At 54.1% G+C, this 21,492-nt stretch carries 24 protein-coding genes and 1 tRNA gene; 19 read left to right on the plus strand and 6 right to left on the minus strand.

What is annotated here, in order from left to right; translation table 11 throughout:
* Nucleotides 1–7 precede the first annotated feature (7 nt).
* The 15 genes from napF (at nucleotide 8) to OGX92_RS01015 (ending at nucleotide 12,193) form a co-directional block, all read left to right on the plus strand.
* The gene (gene napF, locus OGX92_RS00945) at nucleotides 8–499 is read left to right on the plus strand and encodes a ferredoxin-type protein NapF (protein WP_286586131.1); all 492 of its coding nucleotides are present in this window, start codon (nucleotides 8–10) and stop codon (nucleotides 497–499) included.
* Nucleotides 489–752: a chaperone NapD gene (napD, locus tag OGX92_RS00950; protein ID WP_003834633.1), complete on the plus strand. Its 264-nt coding sequence runs from the start codon at nucleotides 489–491 to the stop codon at nucleotides 750–752. The genes napF and napD overlap by 11 nt, the downstream gene beginning before the upstream one ends.
* Nucleotides 749–3,235, plus strand: a complete 2,487-nt coding sequence (napA, locus tag OGX92_RS00955; protein ID WP_286586132.1) for a nitrate reductase catalytic subunit NapA — start codon at nucleotides 749–751, stop codon at nucleotides 3,233–3,235. The genes napD and napA overlap by 4 nt, the downstream gene beginning before the upstream one ends.
* A 6-nt stretch (nucleotides 3,236–3,241) precedes the next feature.
* Nucleotides 3,242–3,937, plus strand: coding sequence for a ferredoxin-type protein NapG (napG, locus tag OGX92_RS00960; RefSeq protein WP_003834629.1), 696 nt, complete (start codon nucleotides 3,242–3,244; stop codon nucleotides 3,935–3,937).
* Nucleotides 3,924–4,787, plus strand: coding sequence for a quinol dehydrogenase ferredoxin subunit NapH (gene napH, locus OGX92_RS00965; RefSeq protein WP_003027552.1), 864 nt, complete (start codon nucleotides 3,924–3,926; stop codon nucleotides 4,785–4,787). Before napG ends, napH begins: the two co-directional genes overlap by 14 nt.
* Nucleotides 4,784–5,233, plus strand: a complete 450-nt coding sequence (gene napB / locus OGX92_RS00970; protein ID WP_003834627.1) for a nitrate reductase cytochrome c-type subunit — start codon at nucleotides 4,784–4,786, stop codon at nucleotides 5,231–5,233. The genes napH and napB overlap by 4 nt, the downstream gene beginning before the upstream one ends.
* 9 nt (nucleotides 5,234–5,242) lie before the next feature.
* Entirely contained in the window at nucleotides 5,243–5,845 is a 603-nt protein-coding gene (gene napC, locus OGX92_RS00975; RefSeq protein ID WP_003027548.1) for a cytochrome c-type protein NapC, read from the plus strand.
* 20 nt (nucleotides 5,846–5,865) lie between these two features.
* A complete protein-coding gene (ccmA, locus tag OGX92_RS00980) occupies nucleotides 5,866–6,486 on the plus strand; it encodes a cytochrome c biogenesis heme-transporting ATPase CcmA (RefSeq protein WP_003834625.1) in 621 nt (206 codons plus the stop codon).
* Entirely contained in the window at nucleotides 6,483–7,142 is a 660-nt protein-coding gene (ccmB, locus tag OGX92_RS00985) for a heme exporter protein CcmB (protein ID WP_003027542.1), read from the plus strand. The genes ccmA and ccmB overlap by 4 nt, the downstream gene beginning before the upstream one ends.
* 76 nt (nucleotides 7,143–7,218) lie before the next feature.
* Nucleotides 7,219–7,956 (plus strand): heme ABC transporter permease, encoded by a 738-nt coding sequence (locus OGX92_RS00990; RefSeq protein ID WP_003027538.1) that lies wholly within the window; start codon nucleotides 7,219–7,221, stop codon nucleotides 7,954–7,956.
* Nucleotides 7,953–8,165 (plus strand): heme exporter protein CcmD, encoded by a 213-nt coding sequence (gene ccmD / locus OGX92_RS00995; RefSeq protein WP_048215892.1) that lies wholly within the window; start codon nucleotides 7,953–7,955, stop codon nucleotides 8,163–8,165. Before OGX92_RS00990 ends, ccmD begins: the two co-directional genes overlap by 4 nt.
* A complete protein-coding gene (gene ccmE / locus OGX92_RS01000; RefSeq protein ID WP_003834619.1) occupies nucleotides 8,162–8,641 on the plus strand; it encodes a cytochrome c maturation protein CcmE in 480 nt (159 codons plus the stop codon). The genes ccmD and ccmE overlap by 4 nt, the downstream gene beginning before the upstream one ends.
* Nucleotides 8,638–10,593 (plus strand): heme lyase CcmF/NrfE family subunit, encoded by a 1,956-nt coding sequence (locus tag OGX92_RS01005; RefSeq protein ID WP_286586133.1) that lies wholly within the window; start codon nucleotides 8,638–8,640, stop codon nucleotides 10,591–10,593. Before ccmE ends, OGX92_RS01005 begins: the two co-directional genes overlap by 4 nt.
* The gene (gene dsbE / locus OGX92_RS01010) at nucleotides 10,590–11,147 is read left to right on the plus strand and encodes a thiol:disulfide interchange protein DsbE (protein WP_003834613.1); all 558 of its coding nucleotides are present in this window, start codon (nucleotides 10,590–10,592) and stop codon (nucleotides 11,145–11,147) included. Before OGX92_RS01005 ends, dsbE begins: the two co-directional genes overlap by 4 nt.
* Nucleotides 11,144–12,193, plus strand: coding sequence for a cytochrome c-type biogenesis protein CcmH (locus OGX92_RS01015; RefSeq protein WP_286586134.1), 1,050 nt, complete (start codon nucleotides 11,144–11,146; stop codon nucleotides 12,191–12,193). Before dsbE ends, OGX92_RS01015 begins: the two co-directional genes overlap by 4 nt.
* A gap of 96 nt (nucleotides 12,194–12,289) precedes the next feature.
* Here the strand turns inward: OGX92_RS01015 and narP are convergent, their stop codons facing one another.
* The 4 genes from narP to OGX92_RS01035 form a co-directional block, all read right to left on the minus strand.
* Nucleotides 12,290–12,937, minus strand: coding sequence for a nitrate/nitrite response regulator protein NarP (narP, locus tag OGX92_RS01020; protein ID WP_003834605.1), 648 nt, complete (start codon nucleotides 12,935–12,937; stop codon nucleotides 12,290–12,292).
* A gap of 208 nt (nucleotides 12,938–13,145) precedes the next feature.
* Nucleotides 13,146–13,222, minus strand: a tRNA-Pro gene (locus OGX92_RS01025).
* Between the two features lie 74 nt (nucleotides 13,223–13,296).
* Nucleotides 13,297–15,057, minus strand: coding sequence for an LPS biosynthesis-modulating metalloenzyme YejM (gene yejM / locus OGX92_RS01030; protein WP_286586135.1), 1,761 nt, complete (start codon nucleotides 15,055–15,057; stop codon nucleotides 13,297–13,299).
* Between the two features lie 31 nt (nucleotides 15,058–15,088).
* Nucleotides 15,089–15,316: a YejL family protein gene (locus tag OGX92_RS01035; RefSeq protein ID WP_003027506.1), complete on the minus strand. Its 228-nt coding sequence runs from the start codon at nucleotides 15,314–15,316 to the stop codon at nucleotides 15,089–15,091.
* Nucleotides 15,317–15,450: 134 nt separating this feature from the next.
* On the opposite strand from OGX92_RS01035, the gene yejK reads away from it, so the two are divergent.
* The gene (gene yejK / locus OGX92_RS01040; protein ID WP_003027504.1) at nucleotides 15,451–16,458 is read left to right on the plus strand and encodes a nucleoid-associated protein YejK; all 1,008 of its coding nucleotides are present in this window, start codon (nucleotides 15,451–15,453) and stop codon (nucleotides 16,456–16,458) included.
* Nucleotides 16,459–16,577: 119 nt separating this feature from the next.
* Here the strand turns inward: yejK and rplY are convergent, their stop codons facing one another.
* Entirely contained in the window at nucleotides 16,578–16,862 is a 285-nt protein-coding gene (rplY, locus tag OGX92_RS01045) for a 50S ribosomal protein L25 (protein ID WP_003027502.1), read from the minus strand.
* Between the two features lie 124 nt (nucleotides 16,863–16,986).
* Nucleotides 16,987–18,747, minus strand: a complete 1,761-nt coding sequence (radD, locus tag OGX92_RS01050) for a DNA repair helicase RadD (protein ID WP_032934604.1) — start codon at nucleotides 18,745–18,747, stop codon at nucleotides 16,987–16,989.
* A gap of 151 nt (nucleotides 18,748–18,898) precedes the next feature.
* On the opposite strand from radD, the gene rsuA reads away from it, so the two are divergent.
* The 3 genes from rsuA to OGX92_RS01065 all read left to right on the plus strand — a co-directional run bounded on the left by rsuA (nucleotide 18,899) and on the right by OGX92_RS01065 (nucleotide 21,490).
* Nucleotides 18,899–19,606 carry a 16S rRNA pseudouridine(516) synthase RsuA gene (rsuA, locus tag OGX92_RS01055; RefSeq protein WP_003834586.1) on the plus strand — a complete coding sequence of 236 codons (708 nt, stop codon included), beginning with the start codon at nucleotides 18,899–18,901 and terminating at the stop codon, nucleotides 19,604–19,606.
* A gap of 15 nt (nucleotides 19,607–19,621) precedes the next feature.
* Entirely contained in the window at nucleotides 19,622–20,812 is a 1,191-nt protein-coding gene (locus OGX92_RS01060; protein WP_286586136.1) for a Bcr/CflA family multidrug efflux MFS transporter, read from the plus strand.
* A gap of 333 nt (nucleotides 20,813–21,145) precedes the next feature.
* Entirely contained in the window at nucleotides 21,146–21,490 is a 345-nt protein-coding gene (locus OGX92_RS01065; protein WP_085951589.1) for a YejG family protein, read from the plus strand.
* The last annotated feature ends 2 nt before the right edge of the window (nucleotides 21,491–21,492 follow it).

Consider the following 21,492-nt stretch of genomic DNA (forward strand, 5'->3'; position numbering starts at 1 on the left):
CAATGTCATGGTTGATTTATCCCGTCGAGGCATATTGACAGGCAGTTGGCGAAACGCCAGCGCAGGGATCCGTCCGCCGTGGAGCAAGGAAGACTCTCACTTTCTGGCTCATTGCCTCCGTTGTGACGTCTGCATCCAGGCGTGCGAAACCGACATCCTGCAGCGAGGCCAGGGTGGTTACCCGAGCGTAAATTTCAAACACGGCGAGTGCAGCTTTTGCTATGCCTGCGCAGAAGCCTGTCCCGAATCACTTTTTCTTCCGCGCCACACCAGGGCATGGGATCTGAATTTTACGATTGGGGAAAACTGTCTCGCACATCAGTCCGTTGAATGTCACCGCTGTCAGGATAGCTGTGAGCCCATGGCAATAACCTTTCGCCCCACGCTTTCCGGCATTTATCAGCCGCAGCTCGACAATCAGGACTGTAACGGATGTGGCGCCTGTGTCGCTATCTGCCCGGTATCAGCCATTAACGCGGAGTACAACCATGGACAATAACTGGCAGGTCTGCAGCCTGGTCGTTCAGGCCAAAAGCCAGCATATCAGCGATATCGCCACGCAGTTGCGTTCCTTTCCCGGTTGCGAAGTTGCACTCAGTGATGTGGAAAGTGGTCAGTTGATTGTGGTGGTAGAAGCTGAGCAAAGTGAAACGCTAATGAAAACAATTGAGTCAGTACGCAACGTTGCGGGCGTACTGGCGGTGTCGCTGGTTTATCACCAGCAGGATGAGCAAGGTGAGGAAACACCATGAAACTCAGTCGTCGTAGCTTTATGAAAGCTAACGCCGTTGCGGCCGCTGCGGCGGCTGCCGGGTTAAGCGTGCCGGGCGTTGCCCGCGCGGTAGTCGGTCAGCAAGAAGCCATCAAATGGGACAAAGCCCCGTGCCGTTTTTGCGGGACGGGCTGTGGCGTATTGGTCGGAACGCAGCAAGGGCGTGTTGTGGCATGCCAGGGCGATCCGGATGCGCCGGTTAACCGTGGGCTTAACTGCATCAAAGGTTACTTCCTGCCGAAAATCATGTACGGAAAAGACCGTTTAACGCAGCCGATGCTGCGCATGAAAGACGGCAAATATCACAAAGAAGGCGAGTTCACCCCGATTAGCTGGGACCAGGCCTTTAACGTGATGGAAGAGAAATTCAAAACGTCGATGAAAGAGAAAGGCCCGGAGTCTATCGGTATGTTCGGCTCTGGTCAGTGGACGATTTGGGAAGGTTATGCCGCTGCCAAATTGTTTAAAGCGGGTTTCCGTTCCAATAACATCGACCCGAACGCACGTCACTGCATGGCGTCAGCGGTAGTCGGCTTTATGCGTACTTTCGGTATGGATGAACCGATGGGCTGCTATGACGATATCGAACATGCCGATGCCTTCGTCTTGTGGGGCGCGAATATGGCGGAGATGCACCCGATCCTGTGGTCGCGCATCACCAACCGTCGTCTGTCCGATCCTAATGTTAACGTCGCGGTTCTCTCCACCTTCCAGCACCGCAGCTTTGAGCTGGCGGATAACGGTATGGTCTTCACACCGCAAACCGATCTGGTGATCCTCAACTACATCGCGAACTACATCATTCAAAACAATGCGATTAACCAGGATTTCTTTAGCAAGCACGTTAACCTGCGTAAAGGCGTGACGGACATCGGCTACGGTCTGCGTCCAACCCATCCGCTGGAAAAAGCGGCGAAAAACCCGGGATCCGATGCCTCTGAACCGATGAGTTTTGAGGATTACAAAGCCTTCGTTGCTGAGTACACGCTGGATAAAACGGCCGAAATGACCGGCGTACCGAAAGATCAGCTGGAACAGCTGGCGCAGCTGTATGCCGATCCGAAGAAAAAAGTTATCTCCTACTGGACGATGGGCTTTAACCAGCACACCCGCGGCGTATGGGCCAACAACCTGGTCTATAACCTGCACCTGCTGACTGGCAAAATCTCCCAGCCAGGCTGCGGCCCGTTCTCTCTGACCGGCCAGCCTTCCGCGTGCGGCACTGCGCGTGAAGTCGGTACGTTCTCTCACCGTCTGCCTGCGGACATGGTGGTGACGAACGAAAAACACCGCGATATCTGCGAGAAGCACTGGAACATTCCGTCAGGGACCATTCCGGCAAAAGTTGGTCTGCACGCCGTGGCGCAAGACCGCGCGCTGAAAGATGGCAAGCTCAATGTCTACTGGGCGATGTGTACCAACAACATGCAAGCTGGTCCGAACATCAACGAAGAGCGTATGCCGGGCTGGCGCGATCCGCGCAACTTCATCATCGTCTCCGATCCGTACCCGACGATCAGCGCCCTGTCGGCTGACCTGATCCTGCCGACCGCGATGTGGGTCGAGAAAGAAGGCGCCTACGGGAACGCGGAACGCCGTACGCAGTTCTGGCGTCAGCAAATTAAAGCGCCGGGCGAATCGAAATCGGATCTGTGGCAACTGGTGCAATTTTCTCGTCGCTTCAAAACAGAAGAAGTGTGGCCGGAAGAGCTGCTGGCACAAAAACCGGAACTGCGTGGCAAAACGCTGTATGACGTACTGTTTGCTACGCCAGCAGTAACGAAATTCCCAGTGACTGAACTGGCTGAAGATCAACTGAACGATGAATCCCGTGAGCTGGGCTTTTACCTGCAAAAAGGGTTGTTCGAAGAGTACGCCTGGTTTGGCCGCGGCCACGGGCACGACCTTGCGCCATTTGACGATTACCACAAAGCGCGCGGTTTACGCTGGCCGGTCGTTGAGGGTAAAGAGACCCAGTGGCGCTACAGCGAAGGCAACGACCCTTACGTGAAAGCAGGTGAAAGCTACAAGTTCTACGGTAAACCGGACGGTAAAGCGGTTATCTTCGCGCTGCCATTTGAGCCTGCTGCTGAAGCGCCGGATAAAGAATATGACCTGTGGCTGTCTACCGGACGTGTGCTGGAACACTGGCATACCGGCAGTATGACGCGTCGTGTGCCTGAACTACACCGTGCTTTCCCGGAAGCCGTGCTGTTTATCCACCCGCTGGATGCAAAAGCACGCGATCTGCGCCGTGGCGATAAGGTCAAAGTGATTTCCCGTCGTGGCGAAGTGATTTCGATTGTTGAAACACGCGGTCGTAACCGTCCGCCGCAGGGGCTGGTGTACATGCCGTTCTTCGACGCCGCACAGCTGGTGAACAACCTGACGCTGGATGCGACGGATCCGCTCTCCAAAGAGACGGATTTCAAGAAGTGCGCCGTGAAACTGGCGAAGGTGTAACGCGTTATGTCCCGGTCAGCAAAACCCCAAAATGGCCGCCGCCGCTTTCTGCGCGATATGGTTCGCGCAGCGGGCGGGCTGGCCGTCGTTGGCGTGGCGCTGGGGTTGCAACAACAAACCGCACGCGCAACCGGCGTGCGGTTGCGCCCGCCTGGTGCACTGAGCGAGGAGGCATTCGCCAGCGCCTGCGTACGTTGCGGTCAGTGCGTTCAGGCGTGTCCGTATGACACGCTGAAACTGGCAACGTTGGCCTCCGGGCTGGCGGCCGGTACGCCGTATTTTGTCGCCCGTGATATTCCCTGCGAAATGTGTGAGGACATTCCGTGTGCCAAAGTCTGCCCGAGCGGCGCGTTGGACAGGGAAATTGAATCCATTGACGATTCGCGTATGGGGCTGGCGGTACTGCTGGATCACGAAAACTGTCTCAACTATCAGGGATTACGCTGCGACGTTTGCTATCGCGAGTGCCCGAAAATTGATGAGGCGATCACCCTGGAGCTGGACCGCAATATGCGTACCGGCAAGCATGCGCGGTTTATTCCGACCGTGCACAGCGATGCCTGTACCGGCTGTGGGAAATGCGAAAAAGTCTGCGTACTGGAACAGCCAGCAATAAAAGTGCTGCCGCTGTCGCTGGCGAAAGGGGAGTTAGGACACCATTACCGCTTCGGTTGGCTGGAGGGGAACAATGGCAAATCGTAAACGTGATGCCGGGCGTGAAGCGCAGGCAAAAAAAGGATGGTGGAAGAGTCATCGCTGGCTGCTGCTGCGTCGTTTGAGTCAATTTCTGATACTGGCGATGTTCCTCAGCGGCCCATGGCTTGGCGTGTGGATCCTGCATGGCAACTACAGTAGCAGCCTGTTGCTGGACGCTATCCCGTTCACCGATCCGCTGATTACTCTGCAAAGCCTGGCCAGCGGGCATCTGCCGGCGACGGTGGCGTTAACGGGGGCGGCTATCATCACGGTGCTGTATGCCCTGGCCGGTAAGCGACTGTTTTGCAGTTGGGTTTGTCCCATGAACCCGGTTACCGATTTAGCCAGTTGGTTGCGCAGAAGGTTTGACCTGAATCAGTCCGCAACCCTGCCGCGCCATATACGGTACGTCCTGCTGGTGGTTATCCTGGTCGGTTCCGCCCTGACCGGTACGCTGTTGTGGGAGTGGATAAATCCAGTCTCTCTGCTTGGACGGAGCCTGGTAATGGGATTCGGTAGCGGAGCGCTGCTGATCCTCGCGCTGTTTTTATTTGATTTACTGGTCGTTGAGCATGGCTGGTGCGGGCATCTTTGCCCACTGGGTGCGCTGTATAGCGTGGTGGGAAGCAAAGGGGCATTAACCGTTTCGGCAAAAGAACGTAACAGATGTAACCGCTGTATGGATTGTTTTCATGTTTGCCCGGAACCGCATGTGCTACGTGCGCCGGTGCTGGATGAGCAAAGTCCGGTGCAGGTAACCAGCCGCGATTGCATGGCCTGCGGTCGTTGCGTGGATGTCTGTTCTGAGGATGTTTTTACAATAACAACACGATGGAGTTCGGGAGCGAAATCATGAAAAGCCATGACCTGATTAAGACGCTGTGTCAATGGACGGCCCTGCTTGCCCTGGTCGTCAGTGGGGCCGTTTGGGCTGCAAATGGAGTGGATCTGAGCCAGTCACCGGAAGTCTCAGGAACACAGGAAGGGGCGATTCGCATGCCGAAAGAACAAGAGCGCATGCCGCTGAACTATGTGAATCAGCCGCCGATGGTTCCGCATAGCGTTGAAGGGTATCAGGTGACGACTAACACTAACCGCTGCCTGCAATGCCACGGTGTGGAAAGCTATCGCACTACCGGTGCGCCGCGAATCAGTCCGACGCACTTTATGGACAGCGACGGTAAGGTATTGGCTGAAGTTGCGCCGCGTCGTTATTTCTGCCTGCAATGTCACGTTCCGCAGGCTGACGCCGCGCCGATTGTTGAAAATACCTTCACCCCCTCGAAAGGTTACGGGAAATAAGAGGTCATTATGGAAAATTCTAACCGTAAACCAGGCTGGATTAAGCGCGTCTGGCAATGGTGGCGTCGCCCCAGCCGTCTGGCGCTCGGCACGCTGTTGTTAATCGGCTTTGTGGGCGGCATTATTTTCTGGGGCGGCTTTAATACCGGTATGGAAAAGGCCAATACAGAAGAGTTCTGCATTAGCTGTCACGAAATGCGCAATACGGTATACCAGGAATACATGGAAACCGTACACTACAACAACCGCAGTGGTGTGCGAGCGACTTGCCCTGATTGCCACGTCCCGCATGAGTGGGGCCCGAAAATGATTCGTAAGATCAAGGCCAGTAAAGAGCTGTACGCGAAAGCACTGGGGCTGATAGATACACCGCAGAAATTTGAAGATCATCGTCTGACGATGGCGCAAAATGAGTGGCGGCGTATGAAAGATAATAATTCGCAAGAGTGCCGAAACTGTCACAACTTCGAGTTTATGGATTTAACCGCCCAGAAAGGCGTTGCGGCCAAAATGCACGACCAGGCCGTGAAAGACGGGCAAACCTGTATTGACTGTCATAAAGGGATAGCGCACAAACTGCCTGATATGCGCGAAGTCAAACCGGGCTTTTAACAGGATGTAGATAACCAGGTATGCTTGAAGCCAGAGAATTACTTTGCGAGCGGGATGACAGAATACTGTTCAGCAATCTGTCATTTCGCGTCAACGCAGGGGAATGGGTACAAATTACCGGCAGCAACGGCGCAGGGAAAACTACTCTGCTGCGGTTGCTTACCGGGCTGGCGCGTCCCGATGCAGGGGAGGTTTGCTGGCAAGAGCAGCCGCTGCATCACGTGCGGGACAACTACCATCAGCAACTGCTGTGGATCGGACATCAGCCGGGGATAAAAACCCGGCTTTCGGCGTTGGAGAACCTGCGTTTCTTCCATCATGACGGCGACATTGCACAGTGTCTGGCTGCGCTGGCGCAGGCGGGACTTGCCGGATATGAAGATATCCCGGTGAACCAGCTCTCCGCCGGACAACAGCGGCGTGTGGCGCTGGCCCGTTTGTGGCTGACCCGCGCCCGGCTGTGGATCCTCGATGAACCCTTTACCGCCATTGATGTGAACGGCGTTGAACGACTGACTCAGCGTATGGCGCAGCATACAGAGCAGGGTGGTATTGTTATTCTCACCACCCACCAACCGCTCAATGTCGAAACCGATAAAGTGCGACGTATTGCGCTGACCAGCGAGAGGGTAACGCAATGATGTGGCGAATCTTCCGTTTAGAACTGCGAGTTGCGTTTCGTCATAGTGCGGAAATCGCCAATCCTTTATGGTTCTTCCTGATTGTTATTACGCTGTTCCCCCTGAGCATTGGGCCGGAGCCGCAGCTACTGGCGCGCATTGCGCCGGGCATCATTTGGGTTGCGGCGCTGCTGGCATCATTGCTGGCGCTGGAACGCCTGTTTCGTGATGATCTGCAGGACGGCAGCCTTGAGCAACTGATGCTGCTGCCGTTACCGCTACCGGCCGTGGTGCTGGCGAAAGTGATGGCGCACTGGGTCGTGACCGGCCTGCCGCTGTTGATCCTCTCGCCGTTGGTGGCGCTGCTGCTGGGCATGGATATGTACGGCTGGAAAATTATGGCGCTGACGTTGTTACTCGGCACGCCGACGCTGGGCTTCCTCGGTGCGCCGGGTGTGGGGTTGACGGTGGGCTTAAAGCGCGGCGGCGTGTTGTTAAGCGTGCTGGTGCTCCCGCTCACCATACCCTTACTGATTTTTGCAACCGCCGCGATGGATGCGGCTTCTATGCACTTACCGGTTGAAGGGTACATGGCAATTCTGGGTGCGTTGTTGGTCGGCAGCGCCACTTTAAGCCCGTTTGCCACAGCCGCTGCGTTACGGATAAGCGTGCAGTAACGAGAATTAGATGTGTAGGCCGGGCAAGGCGCTCTGGCACAACGGATTTTAATTTATGGAGTCTGGTGACTGAACTATGTGGAAAACACTTCATCAATTGGCGATGCCCCCTCGGCTCTATCAGATCTGTGGCTGGTTTATCCCGTGGCTGGCGATTGCCAGCGCGGTGGTACTGATAACGGGATGGGTCTGGGGCTTTGGTTTTGCGCCTGCGGATTATCAGCAGGGGCAGAGCTATCGCATTATTTATCTGCACGTTCCGGCGGCAATCTGGTCGATGGGCATTTATGCCTCGATGGCTGTTGCCGCGTTTATCGGCCTGGTCTGGCAGATGAAAATGGCCAATCTGGCGCTGGCTGCGATGGCGCCGATTGGTGCAGTGTTTACCTTTATTGCGCTGGTGACCGGCTCCGCATGGGGCAAACCGATGTGGGGAACCTGGTGGGTCTGGGATGCCCGACTCACCTCTGAACTGGTGCTGCTGTTTCTTTACGTGGGCGCCATTGCGCTGTGGCATGCCTTTGACGACCGCCGTCTGGCAGGTCGTGCCGCCGGTATTCTGGTGCTGATTGGCGTGGTCAACTTACCGATTATCCACTACTCGGTTGAGTGGTGGAATACGCTGCATCAGGGGTCTACCCGCATGCAGCAAAGCATCGATCCGGCGATGCGTACGCCGCTGCGTCTGGCGATCGTCGGCTACCTGTTACTGTTTGTCACGCTGGCGCTGATGCGCATGCGTAACCTGATTTTGATGATGGAAAAACGCCGCCCGTGGGTGAGCGAACTGATCTTAAAAAGAGGCCGCCAATGACCCCTGCATTTGCATCATGGAGTGATTTTTTCGCGATGGGCGGTTACGCCTTGTATGTCTGGCTTGCTGTAGCGATGAGCGTAATCCCGCTGGTGGTGCTGGTACTGCATTCCACGTTACAACATCGCGCAATTTTACGCGGTGTGGCGCAGCAGCGGGCGAGAGAAGCGCGTATGCGTGCGGCGCAAGTGCAACGGGAGGCGGCGTGAATATTCGACGTAAAAATCGGTTATGGATAGCCTGTGCGGTACTGGCGGGTCTGGCGTTGACCATTACGCTGGTGCTTTATGCGCTGCGTTCTAATATTGACCTGTTCTATACGCCGGGAGAGATACTCTACGGTAAGCGCGAAACGCAGCAGATGCCCGAAGTCGGTCAGCGCCTGCGCGTGGGCGGAATGGTGATGCCCGGTAGCGTAAAGCGTGATCCGCAGTCGTTGAAGGTGAATTTCAGTATCTATGACGCCGAAGGTGTGGTTGATGTCACCTACGAAGGCATTCTGCCGGATCTGTTCCGCGAAGGGCAGGGTGTTGTTGTTCAGGGCGAACTGGACGAGGGAAATCATGTGCAGGCCAAAGAGGTTCTTGCCAAACATGATGAGAATTACACCCCGCCGGAAGTCGAAAAAGCGATGCAGGAAAACCATCGTCGCCCGGAAAGTGTTTATAAGGATAAAACGTCATGATGCCTGAAATTGGCAATGCGCTGTTGTGCCTTGCGCTAGGCGTGGCGTTACTACTGTCGGTCTATCCGCTGTGGGGCGTAGCGCGCGGCGACGTGCGAATGATGGCCTCCGCGCGGCCTTTTGCCTGGGTTCTGTTTATCTGCGTGATGGGGGCGTTCCTGATTCTGGTCAACGCCTTCGTGGTTAATGACTTTACCGTCACCTATGTAGCCAGTAACTCCAATACCCAGCTCCCGGTCTGGTATCGGGTGGCAGCAACCTGGGGGGCTCATGAAGGCTCGCTGTTGCTATGGGTGCTGCTGATGAGCGGCTGGACGTTCGCCGTTGCGGCATTCAGCCAGCGTATGCCGCTGGACATCGTTGCCCGCGTGCTGGCGGTGATGGGGATGGTAAGCGTTGGCTTTCTGCTGTTTATTCTTTTTACCTCCAACCCGTTTTCCCGTACGTTGCCCAACTTCCCTATTGAAGGGCGCGACCTGAACCCGCTGTTGCAGGATCCGGGGCTGATTTTCCATCCGCCGTTGCTGTACATGGGGTATGTCGGTTTCTCGGTAGCCTTCGCGTTTGCGATTGCCGCGCTGATGAGCGGACGACTGGACAGTACTTTCGCCCGTTTTTCGCGTCCGTGGACGCTGGCGGCGTGGGTGTTCCTGACGCTGGGTATTGTGCTCGGTTCGGCATGGGCCTATTACGAGCTGGGCTGGGGCGGTTGGTGGTTCTGGGATCCGGTTGAGAACGCCTCGTTTATGCCATGGCTGGTGGGAACGGCGCTGATGCACTCGCTGTCGGTAACCGAACAGCGTGCCAGCTTTAAAGCCTGGACGCTGCTGCTTTCAATCTGCGCATTCTCGCTTTGCCTGTTAGGTACTTTCCTGGTGCGCTCCGGCGTGTTGGTATCGGTGCATGCTTTCGCCTCCGATCCGTCGCGCGGGATGTTTATTCTGGCCTTTATGGTATTGGTGATTGGCGGCTCCCTGCTGCTGTTTGCGGTGCGCGGTCACAAGGTCCGTTCACGGGTAAACAACGCGCTGTGGTCGCGTGAATCTCTGCTGTTGGGCAACAACGTTCTGCTGATTGCCGCCATGCTGGTGGTGCTCTTGGGCACGCTGCTGCCGCTGGTGCACAAACAACTGGGTCTGGGCAGTATTTCGATTGGCGAACCGTTCTTCAACACCATGTTTACCTGGCTGATGGCGCCGTTCGCGCTGTTGCTGGGAATTGGGCCATTAGTGCGCTGGGGCCGTGACCGACCACGTAAACTGAAAACGTTACTGATTATCGCGTTTGTCACCACGCTTGTTCTGTCGCTGCTGCTGCCGTGGTTGTTTGAGGATCGCATTGCCGCTATGACGGTGGTAGGGCTGGCGATGGCATGCTGGATATTCGTGCTGGCGATGTCCGAAGCATTCCTGCGTGTTTCCCGCGGAACGAAGTTAACACCAAGCTATTGGGGTATGGTGTCGGGCCACGTTGGGCTTGCGATTACTATTGTCGGTATTGCCTTCAGCCAGAACTACAGCGTTGAACGCGATGTCCGCATGAAAGCGGGTGATAGCGTCAGTATCCATAACTATCAGTTCACGTTCCGCGAAGTGAAAGATATTACCGGACCTAACTACCGGGGCGGTGTCGCCATTATTGGCGTTACCAGAGATGGTAAACCGGAGGCCACGCTGCATGCGGAAAAACGCTTCTATAACAGCACCAGTTCGATGATGACCGAAGCGGCAATTGACGGCGGGTTCACGCGCGATCTGTACGCCGCGCTGGGTGAAGAACTGGATAACGGCGCATGGGCTGTGCGTCTGTACTACAAACCGTTTATTCGCTGGATTTGGGCCGGAGGATTGCTGATGGCGCTGGGCGGATTGTTCTGCCTGTTTGATCCACGCTATCGTCAGCGCGCGCGTCCTCGCGCCGCGGTGCAAAAAAATGCGTCGGAGGCTGTATGAAGCGCAACGCACTGTTAATTCCGTTTATTATTTTTCTGATCATTGCGGCGGCGCTGCTGTGGCAGCTGGCGCGTAACGCTCAGGGGGACGATCCCACGAATCTGGAATCGGCGTTGATCGGCAAACCCGTTCCGACATTCCGCCTGGAGTCGCTGGAGAATCCGGGTCAGCACTATCAGGCCGATGTGCTGACCCAGGGCAAACCGGTATTGCTGAACGTCTGGGCGACCTGGTGTCCGACCTGTCGCGCCGAACATCAGTATCTGAACCAGCTGTCTGCGCAAGGCGTGCGGGTGGTGGGTCTGAACTATAAAGACGATCGTCAGAAAGCCATTGTCTGGCTGAAAGAGCTGGGCAATCCTTACTCATTAAGCCTGTTTGACGGTGACGGTATGCTCGGTCTGGATCTTGGTGTGTACGGCGCGCCGGAGACGTTCCTGATCGACGGTAAAGGTATTATTCGCTATCGCCATGCCGGTGATTTGAATGCCAGGGTGTGGGAGAGCGAGATCAAACCGTTGTGGGATAAGTACAGTAAGGAGGCTGCGCAATGAGATTTTTACTGGGCCTGCTGATGCTGGTTATCTCGGGATCTGCGCTGGCGACCATCGATGTGATGCAGTTTAAGGATGAAGCGCAGGAGCAGCAGTTCCGTCAGCTTACCGAACAGTTGCGCTGTCCTAAATGTCAGAACAACAGTATCGCTGATTCTAACTCGATGATTGCCACCGACCTGCGCCAGAAAGTGTACGAACTGATGCAGGAAGGGAAAAGCCAGAAAGAAATTGTTGATTATATGGTGGCGCGCTACGGCAACTTCGTCACCTACGATCCGCCGTTGACGCCGCTTACAGTGCTTTTGTGGGTGATGCCGGTAGTAGCGATTGGTTTGGGCGGCTGGATTATTTTTGCCCGTACTCGCCGACGCGTCCGGGTGAAGCTGGAAGAGTTTCCTGATGACGTTATCCCGGATGGCAAGCGCGGTGGATTTGGGTTGTTTGTGCCCGGCATCGTGGTGGCGCTGATCGTTGGCGCGGTGAGCTATTATGAAACCGGCAGCTATAAGCAGGTTCAGGTCTGGCAGCAGGCCACCGCTCAGGCTCCGGCGCTGCTTGAACGTGCGTTGGATCCGAAAGCTGACCCGCTCAATGAAGAGGATATGACACGTCTGGCGCTGGGGCTGCGCACGCGTTTACAAGCCGATCCTACAAACGTTGAAGGTTGGATCATGCTTGGCCGTATTGGCATGGTACTCGGTAATGCCAGTACGGCCACTGAAGCCTATGCCAATGCATATCGACTGGATCCTAAAAACAGCGATGCGGCGCTGGGTTATGCGGAAGCACTGACCCGTTCATCCGATCCTGACGATAATCGCAGGGGCGGGGAGCTGTTACGCCAGCTGGTGCGCGGCGAGCATGCCAACGTGCGGGTTCTCAGCATGTACGCATTTAACGCTTTTGAACAGCAGCGCTTTGGTGAGGCGGTTGCGGCGTGGGAGATGATGCTGAAATTATTACCGGCCAATGATACCCGTCGGGTGGTGATAGAACGCAGCATTAAGCAGGCGATGGAGCAGCTAACGCCGCAGGAGAAGTAAGAGTCCAGATTACCCGAAGGCGTGCTGCTTTCGGGCCTGTGCGAGCTTTGTAGGCCGGATATGACGCTGCTGCGTCGTCATCCGGCATCTCATTGATTACTGCATGCCGCGCGTTTGCAAAAACAGGATGGTGGCAGCAACGCGAGAACGCACATTGAGTTTGCGCAGCAGGTTGCGAATATGCACCTTCACCGTCTGTTCAGAAATATTCAGCACTGATGCAATCTGTTTGTTCGACAGCCCCTGAGCAAGTTCATGCAATACATCCAGCTCGCGTTCGGTGAGAATGCTGAACGGATCTTCTTGTGCGCCAAACAGGTCACGTTCGCGCAGATATTCGCTAACGCGAGCGCTAAACGCTTTACCCCCCTTGGCGCCGTTACGAATGGCTTCCAGCAAGACTTCAGGATCGCTATCTTTCAGTAAATAACCATCCGCGCCGGCATCAATTAAGGCGTACACATCGCTGGCGGCATCCGATACGGTAAGAATAATAATTTGCGCGGTGACGCCGTCCCGACGCAGCGCATTCAGGGTGTCCAGCCCGCTCATACCTTTCATATTGAGATCCAGCAGGATCACATCAAGGTCCAGACGGTTTGCCAGATCGATAGCACTTGCGCCGTCGCCAGCTTCAGCGACTACGTCAAATGCGGGATCCAGTTGCAATAATTGACTAATTCCCCGCCGCATGAGCGGGTGGTCGTCGACAATCAGCACCCGAAAAGGCGTTACTTCAGGCATACTATTCTCCTGAGCTTTTATTAGTATCATTATTGTTTTCAGCGCATCAATCGTCCAGATTCATCGCGCTGATGAGAAGATAAATTTTACCCCAATTTATGCATGGGTAAGTAGTAAAACCTGTGCTGAAGGCTGATGTAAAACTCAGGAATGCGGAATCGCAGGCATAAAAAAACCAACCACAAGGGTTGGTTTTTTCTGGGATTTTTGGTCGGCACGAGAGGATTTGAACCTCCGACCCCCGACACCCCATGACGGTGCGCTACCAGGCTGCGCTACGTGCCGACGCTATGGCTGCTAATACTACTGCTTTCCGCTACGAATGCAAGAGGATGCCTCACTAACTGATTTATAATTAATCAGTTAGCAATAAATCGTTTCTCATCCGTCAGAACCTGTAGCAGCAGGCTGAGCTGCGGTTTCTGATCTTTAATTTTCTCGCCACGTAAATCATAGGTCTGGTAATTACCGTTGTTGTTCAGTACCAGCGTCATCTCTGGTGTGGTCACTGCCATCGTGCTGCCGTCAGCGGCGGTCACCCAGTAATGGCGGCGTGTAGCATTGAACAAATCCTGCCCCTGCGAGTATTCGTTAGCCGGCGTGCTGACATGCAGCAGGCGCTGCATCAGCGTCGTCATCAGGTCTGTATGATCGGTCAGGCTATTGATGCGCTGGGCAGGTGTTCCCGGCCAGTGAATAACCAGAGGAACCTGCAGATGACCGCGCGACCAGGCAAAGTTGTTCTCTTCCTGCGTCAGCGGCACGCCTCTACCAGCGGTAATAATCACCACCGTGTTGTCCAGTTTACCCGAGTCGCGCAGGGCGCTAAGAACACGGTTAATATTGGCATCCACATCCTGAGCGGCGCTGGCGTAGCGTTTGGCAAAGTTCTTCTGGTTATTGTCATCAAGGTTTGTCCCGTTAAAGGAGACCCAGGAGAACCAGCGATTATCTTCCTGCGCGTAGCGTCCCAGCCAGTTAATCCATTGGCTTGCGGTTTGTTCGTCTGATTGCGTTTGCACGCTCGGCATGGAGAAATCTGACAGCAGCGCCTGACGATAAAGCGGGCTGGTAAAGCCATCCGAGGAGAATAGCCCTAACTGATAACCCTGCTGGTTCAGTGCAGAGATCAGCGCCGCAGGCGTTCGGGTCGATAAAATGCCGTCCATGTAGCTTGGCGAAACGCCGTAGAACAGGCCAAAGATCCCGTTATCCGTGGTGTTGCCTGAGCTCATGTGACGCGTAAAGGAGATATTCTGCCCGGCGAACTCAGCCAGCGCAGGCATCTGCTTTTCAAAGCGTGAGTAGTTCAGGCCGTCTACGGTGATCAGCAGAACGTTCTGGCCGGTGCCCATATCGCGATAGTGCAGTTCGCTGAGCGGGTACTGCACGGAAACCGCTTCCGGATTGCCCTGTTCGATCAGGCGACGCTGATACTCTTGCGCATCCAGCAGGCCATGTTTTTCCAGAAACTTACGCGCCGTCATCGGGTAAGAGAGTGGCAGGTTTGCGCGCTGCATGGTAATCGGGCGATAGAAATTGGCATCAGCCCAGATATACACCACATGCGAGGCGATAAAAGAAACGAAAAAGAATGCCGCTAACGGTTTGGCGAAATGGCGACGACGCGTCAGGCTGCGCAGCTTTTGCCAGCTCCAGGTCGCAAACAACATTTCTATTAACAGGATAACCGGCACGCTGATAAACAACAGTTGCCAGTCACGCGCCGCTTCGTTCTGGTCAGGGTTAATGACCAGTTCCCAGACGATCGGGTTGAGGTGCAGGTGGAAGCGGGTGAAAACCTCGCTGTCGATTAACAACAGCGTCATGCCAGCCGTCGCCAGAATAGCCGATAAGAATCGCATCAGCCTCTGGGACATGACGATAAACGTCAGGGGAAACAGGATTAGCAGATAGGTGGCAAACACCAGAAAGCTAAAATGCCCGACAACGCTCAGGTAGGAATATACACGACCTGCAAGGGTTGTCGGCCAGTCGGCGACAAACAGGTAACGGCTACCGAGAACCATGGCCAACAGAATGTTGAACAAGGCAAACCAGTGCCCCCAGCTAACCATCTGGGAGACTTTCTCACGGTAGCGCTGACGATGAGTTACCATAAACTGTTGTTCGTTTCCCCGGAGCAGGCTCTTAATGCGCTTGGTCGTCGTTTACCGAAGACTGCAATGCGCGGGCAAAAGAGTTGGCAATCGCCTGGCGCTGGGCCGGTGCGATGCTTGTATTGATAAGGTTAGTCACCATATTTCCCAGTACCATCAGGGAAAGGTCGGTCGGCGCCTTATGTTTTTCCAGTACGTTGAGCATCTCATTCAGCAGTTGTTCAACGTGTTCGTCACTATAGCGGGAAATTTGTGGCATAAATCGAAATCAGTCTGTTCATGAAAGGGCAACATATTACCGTACAGACAGTTTTTTTTCTGCTTTTTTATCTTCTATTGCGTCACTGCCCGGCAGGTGGTTGAATACCGCCCGGTCTAAAAGGAGAGTTTATCATGAGTCTGGATATCAACCAGATTGCCCTGCACCAGCTTATCAAACGTGACGAGCAGAACCTTGAGCTGGTCTTGCGCGATTCATTACTGGAACCGACAGCGACGGTTGTCGATATGATGGCTGAGTTGCATCGGGTGTATAGCGCCAAGAATAAAGCCTATGGCCTGTTTAGCGAAGAGAGTGAACTGGCGCAAACGCTGCGTTTACAGCGTCAGGGTGAAGAGGATTTTCTGGCATTTAGTCGTGCCGCGACCGGACGCTTGCGGGACGAACTGGCGAAATATCCTTTTGCCGACGGTGGTATTGTTCTGTTCTGCCATTATCGCTATCTGGCGGTAGAGTATCTGTTAGTTGCTGTGCTGAACAATTTAAGCAGCATGCGCGTCAATGAAAATCTGGATATCAATCCGACGCACTATCTGGATATCAATCATGCGGACATCGTGGCGCGCATTGATTTAACCGAGTGGGAAACCAACCCGGAGTCCACGCGCTATCTGACGTTCCTGAAAGGGCGGGTAGGGCGCAAAGTCGCCGATTTCTTTATGGACTTCCTCGGTGCCAGCGAAGGTCTGAATGCCAAAGCGCAAAACCGTGGCCTGCTGCAGGCGGTCGATGACTTTACTGCCGAGGCGCAACTCGATAAAGCCGAACGCCAGAACGTGCGTCAGCAGGTGTATAGCTACTGTAACGAGCAGCTGCAGGCTGGTGAAGAGATCGAACTGGAGTCGCTGTCTAAAGAGCTTTCCGGCGTCAGTGAAGTTAGCTTCAGCGAATTTACCGCTGATAAAGGTTACGAGCTGGAAGAGAGCTTCCCTGCGGATCGCAGTACGCTGCGTCAGTTAACCAAATTTGCCGGCAGCGGCGGTGGGTTAACCATTAACTTCGACGCTATGTTATTGGGTGAGCGTATTTTCTGGGATCCGGCTACAGATACGTTGACCATCAAAGGTACGCCGCCGAACCTGCGCGACCAGCTGCAGCGCCGCACGTCGGGCGGGAAATAAAACCGTTTGCTGGATGGAGCGGAAACGCCTTATCCGGCAAGCGTGCTTCATCTTTACCGCCAACAAAATCCCATAAAAAAACCCCGCCAAGGCGGGGTTTTTCTTCAACTTGTTGGCGATTACGCGCGAACGAAGTCGATGTGAGACAGCTTCGGCTTGAACGGGTGACGCTGTACAGCCTGAGCTTTAACTTTAACTTCTTTACCGTCAACAACGATGGTCAGAACTTCGCTGTAGAATTCAGCTTTAGCTTGCATGTTCATAACTGCATCGTGATCCAGTTCGATAGCAATCGGGGCTTCTGCGCCACCGTAGATGATTGCCGGGAACTTGTTAGCGGCACGCAGGCGGCGGCTCGCACCCTTACCCTGCTCTTTACGTACTTCAGCGTTGATAGTAAACATTTAAATCTCTCTTTAATAATTCCTGCTACAGGCGACCCAGCAACAGGTAAGTGATCTGCTTTGCGTATGCAAAAGCGGGCGAGATTCTATACTCAAACGGCTGGTACATCAATCAAAAGTACGATTAACCGCGTAATTCATGTGCCCGACGAAAGCGTCCTTCATAATCGAAGACCTTTTCACGGACCTGCCAGTACTGACCTTTCATACGCGCCACCACGAAATCAGGATGCCGTAACAACGCCTGCTGATTGAGGATATCGGCGGCGGTTATCCAGCGTAAGGGTATACCGGGTGTTCGGGTGTGCGGGCGAATAAACAGTTGTTCGAAGGCCGTACGCTGCGCGGGAGTGTGCAGGCGAAAGCGTTCGCTGACGTCAGCGCCATCTTCATCGTAATAGGTGATTTTCAGCCATTCGCCTTTATCATCCTGCCCGTTTTGTAACACCATACCGCTACAGCGCAGGACCAGCGCATCTTTGAGCCTGAGCGCGGCTTTCAGCATGTCATCCGGGTCAACCAGCACCGCGTCGCACTCCCGACAACGGCGGGCGGCGATGTCATTTTCCGCGTTGCACTGTGGGCAGTTTTTAAAACGGAAACGAAAATCGCACTGTTCGCGATGGCCGTCATCATCTTCAAACCATCCCTGGCAGCGGCGGCCAAAATGTTCAATCAGCGTGCCGTCTGCCGTGGTTTTGCCCCAGAAGGTGTTTGCAAATCCGCAGGCAGGACAGAACACCTGTACCGGAACGTTGTCGCTTTTTCCTTTCGGAGCACCCACTTCCGGTGCGTACAAATCGTGCGGGTTGCCGGCATAATCGAGGATCAGACAGTCGGTTTTACCCGGTGCAAGGCGCAACCCACGACCGACAATTTGTTGGTAAAGGCTAACTGACTCTGTTGGGCGCAGAATAGCGATAAGGTCGACGTGCGGGGCATCGAAGCCGGTGGTCAGGACCGACACATTCACCAGATAGCGAAAGCGCTGGGCTTTGAACTCTTCAATCAGCACGTCTCGCTCAGCGCCTGGCGTATCTCCAGTGATTAGCGCGGCGTCGTCAGCGGGCAGCAGGCCCAGAATTTCTTTGGCGTGCTCAACGGTGGCGGCGAAAATCATCACCCCTTTGCGGGTTTGGGCAAACTCGATAATCTGGCTGATGATATGCGGCGTTATTCTCTGCTGCTTTTTCAGCTCCTGATTCAGATCCGCTTCGCTAAACAGGCCGTTACTCTGTGCCTGCAGGCGGCTAAAGTCATACTGCACGACCGGCATGTCGAGGCGTTCTGGCGGCGTCAGGTAGCCGTGTTTAATCATGTAGCGCAGCGGTAATTCATAAATGCAGTCGCGAAACAGCGCTTTTTCATCGCCGCGCACCATTCCATGATAATGAAAATGATATATCCAGCCCTTACCCAAACGAAAAGGTGTGGCGGTAAGCCCGAGCAGACGTAAGTGGGGATTTACTTTAGTCAGGTGAGTGAGGATTTGCTGATACTGACTCTCTTCATCATCGCCAATACGATGACATTCATCGACGATCAGCAGGGAGAATTCACCCTGAAAGGCGTCCAGATTACGCGCTACCGACTGTACGCTGCCAAAGACTACTTTCCCGTGGCTCTCTTTACGCTTCAGGCCTGCGGCAAAAATATCGGCTTCCAGCCCCAGCGCACAATATTTGGCATGGTTTTGTGCGACCAGTTCTTTGACGTGCGCCAGTACCAGTACGCGACCACGTGCCACGCGGGCCAGTTCTGCAATCACCAGACTTTTGCCCGCGCCGGTTGGCAGGACGATAACCGCTGGCGTGCGGTGGTGGCGAAAATGGTTGAGCGTGGCGTCCACGGCTTCTTTTTGGTACGGGCGAAGAGTAAAAATCATGAGCTCATTAAGGTAAACAGCAACAATGTATAGTATGCCATGAATCATTTCCCTTGAGGGATGGTGTAACACCGCTATACTGGGCGGATAACAGTCCCACTTTTCGGGCGTAAACCCGCTTCTCGTATTTTTACAGGCAAAAATCACACTCATGCGACTTGATAAATTTATCGCTCAGCAACTCGGCGTCAGCCGCGCTATTGCCGGGCGTGAGATCCGTGCTAACCGCGTTACCGTCGACGGTGAAATCGTTAAAAACAGTGCCTTTAAGCTGCTACCAGAACACGACGTCGAATATGACGGTAATTCCCTGGTTCAACAAAATGGCCCGCGCTATTTTATGCTGAATAAGCCTCAGGGTTATGTTTGCTCAACGGATGACCCGGATCATCCGACGGTGCTCTATTTCCTTGATGAACCGGTTGCCTACAAACTGCATGCGGCAGGGCGTCTGGATATCGACACCACCGGACTGGTACTGATGACCGATGACGGACAGTGGTCGCATCGTATCACCTCTCCTCGTCACCATTGTGAGAAAACCTATCTGGTGACGCTGGAGTCGCCAGTGGCAGACGATACCGCCGAGCAGTTTGCCCGTGGCGTACAGTTGCATAATGAAAAAGACCTGACCAAACCGGCTGTTCTGGAGGTCATTACGCCAACTCAGGTGCGATTGACCATCAGCGAAGGGCGCTATCATCAGGTAAAACGTATGTTTGCCGCGGTGGGTAACCACGTTGTGGAACTGCACCGTGAACGAATTGGTGACATCAGGCTTGATGACGATCTGGAGCCGGGTGAATACCGTCCATTGACCGAAGAAGAAATCGCCAGCGTTAACTTAACCCCGCGTTAATTTCAGGAGCTAAATGTGACCACCCGGCAGAACTCATCAATTGCCATAGTCTTTATCCTTGGCTTGTTAGCCATGCTGATGCCGTTGTCGATTGATATGTATCTTCCGGCGCTACCTGTTATCTCAGAACAGTTTGGTGTGCCTGCGGGTAGCGCGCAGATGACCCTCAGTACCTATATTCTGGGGTTTGCAGTGGGGCAGTTGCTCTATGGCCCAATGGCTGACAGCATTGGGCGCAAGCCGGTGATTCTGGGCGGAACGCTGGTGTTTGCGGCGGCGGCAGTGGCCTGCGCCCTGGCGCAAACTATCGATCAACTGATCGTGATGCGTTTCTTCCACGGTCTGGCTGCCGCGGCGGCGAGCGTGGTTATCAACGCCCTGATGCGCGATATCTATCCGAAGGAAGAGTTCTCGCGCATGATGTCATTCGTCATGTTGGTGACCACAATTGCGCCTTTGTTGGCACCTATCGTGGGTGGTTGGGTGCTGGTATGGCTTAGCTGGCACTATATCTTTTGGATCCTCGCCATGGCGGCTGTTCTGGCGTCGGTGATGATCTTTACGCTAATCAAAGAGACCCTGCCTGTAGAGCGTCGCCAGCCGTTTCGCCTGCGTACCACTATTGGCAACTTTGCCTCGCTGTTTCGTCATAAACGAGTGCTGAGCTATATGCTGGCCAGCGGGTTCAGCTTTGCCGGGATGTTCTCGTTTCTGAGCGCCGGACCCTTTGTTTACATTGAGATTAACCACGTTTCACCGCAGCATTTCGGTTATTACTTCGCACTTAACATCGTATTCCTGTTCGTGATGACTATCATCAACAGCCGCTTTGTGCGTCGGGTTGGGGCATTGAATATGTTCCGTACTGGTCTGTGGATCCAGTTCGTGATGGCGGGATGGATGGTCTTTAGCGCACTGTTTGGGCTGGGGTTCTGGGCTCTGGTCGTTGGCGTTGCGGCGTTTGTTGGCTGTGTATCGATGGTGTCATCAAACGCTATGGCGGTTATCCTGGATGAATTTCCGCATATGGCGGGAACGGCGTCATCGCTGGCTGGGACATTCCGCTTCGGCATTGGCGCCATTGTCGGGGCCCTGTTGTCTCTGGCGACCTTTAACTCGGCCTGGCCAATGATATGGTCGATCGCATTTTGCGCTACCTGCTCAATTATCTTCTATCTTTACGCCAGTCGCGCTCAAAAACGGTGATCTATTACACAACCTGGGGGCCATAAGGTCTCCAGAGTTGATGTACATCAACCGCAAATCTATCATTTTCCCTGCTTATGTTTATTTTATGTAAAATCAATTTATGTAAAAAGTCACATCATTGTAGTTAAAAAGGTTGAGTTAGATCGCAGAAACGAGTACATATAGCCCGGAAATATGCCAGAACCGTTGAATAAATTTAATTACTGGGTTCTGTAAGCAGCATAAGTACTGGATGTAAACGTTTACCAACTGTCTAAAGACGTATTGTCAATGATGTGTTAATATTGATGTAAAATAATTGTGAAGTGATTGTGCTTCCAGGGAAAGAAAGTGATGACATTACAACTCTCAATCGTTCATCGTCTGCCGCAGAGCTATCGTTGGTCGGTGGGTTTCGCAGGTTCGAAAGTTGAACCGATTCCGCAAAACGGTCAGAGTAATGAGAACAGCCTGGTGGCACTCAAATTGCTCAGCCCTGATGGTGACAGCGCGTGGTCAGTCATGCATAAGCTCAGCCAGGCCCTCAGTGATATCGAGGTTCCTTGTTCCGTACTGGAATGTGAAGGGGAGCCGTGCCTGTTTGTGAATCGCCAGGACGAATTTGCCGCGACCTGCAGACTGAAAAACTTCGGCGTGGCTATCGCAGAACCGTTTTCAAACAACAATCCTTTTTGAGC

It is taken from the genome of Citrobacter sp. Cpo089, assembly GCF_030332695.1.
In the GTDB taxonomy this organism is placed as follows: Bacteria; Pseudomonadota; Gammaproteobacteria; order Enterobacterales; family Enterobacteriaceae; genus Citrobacter; species Citrobacter portucalensis.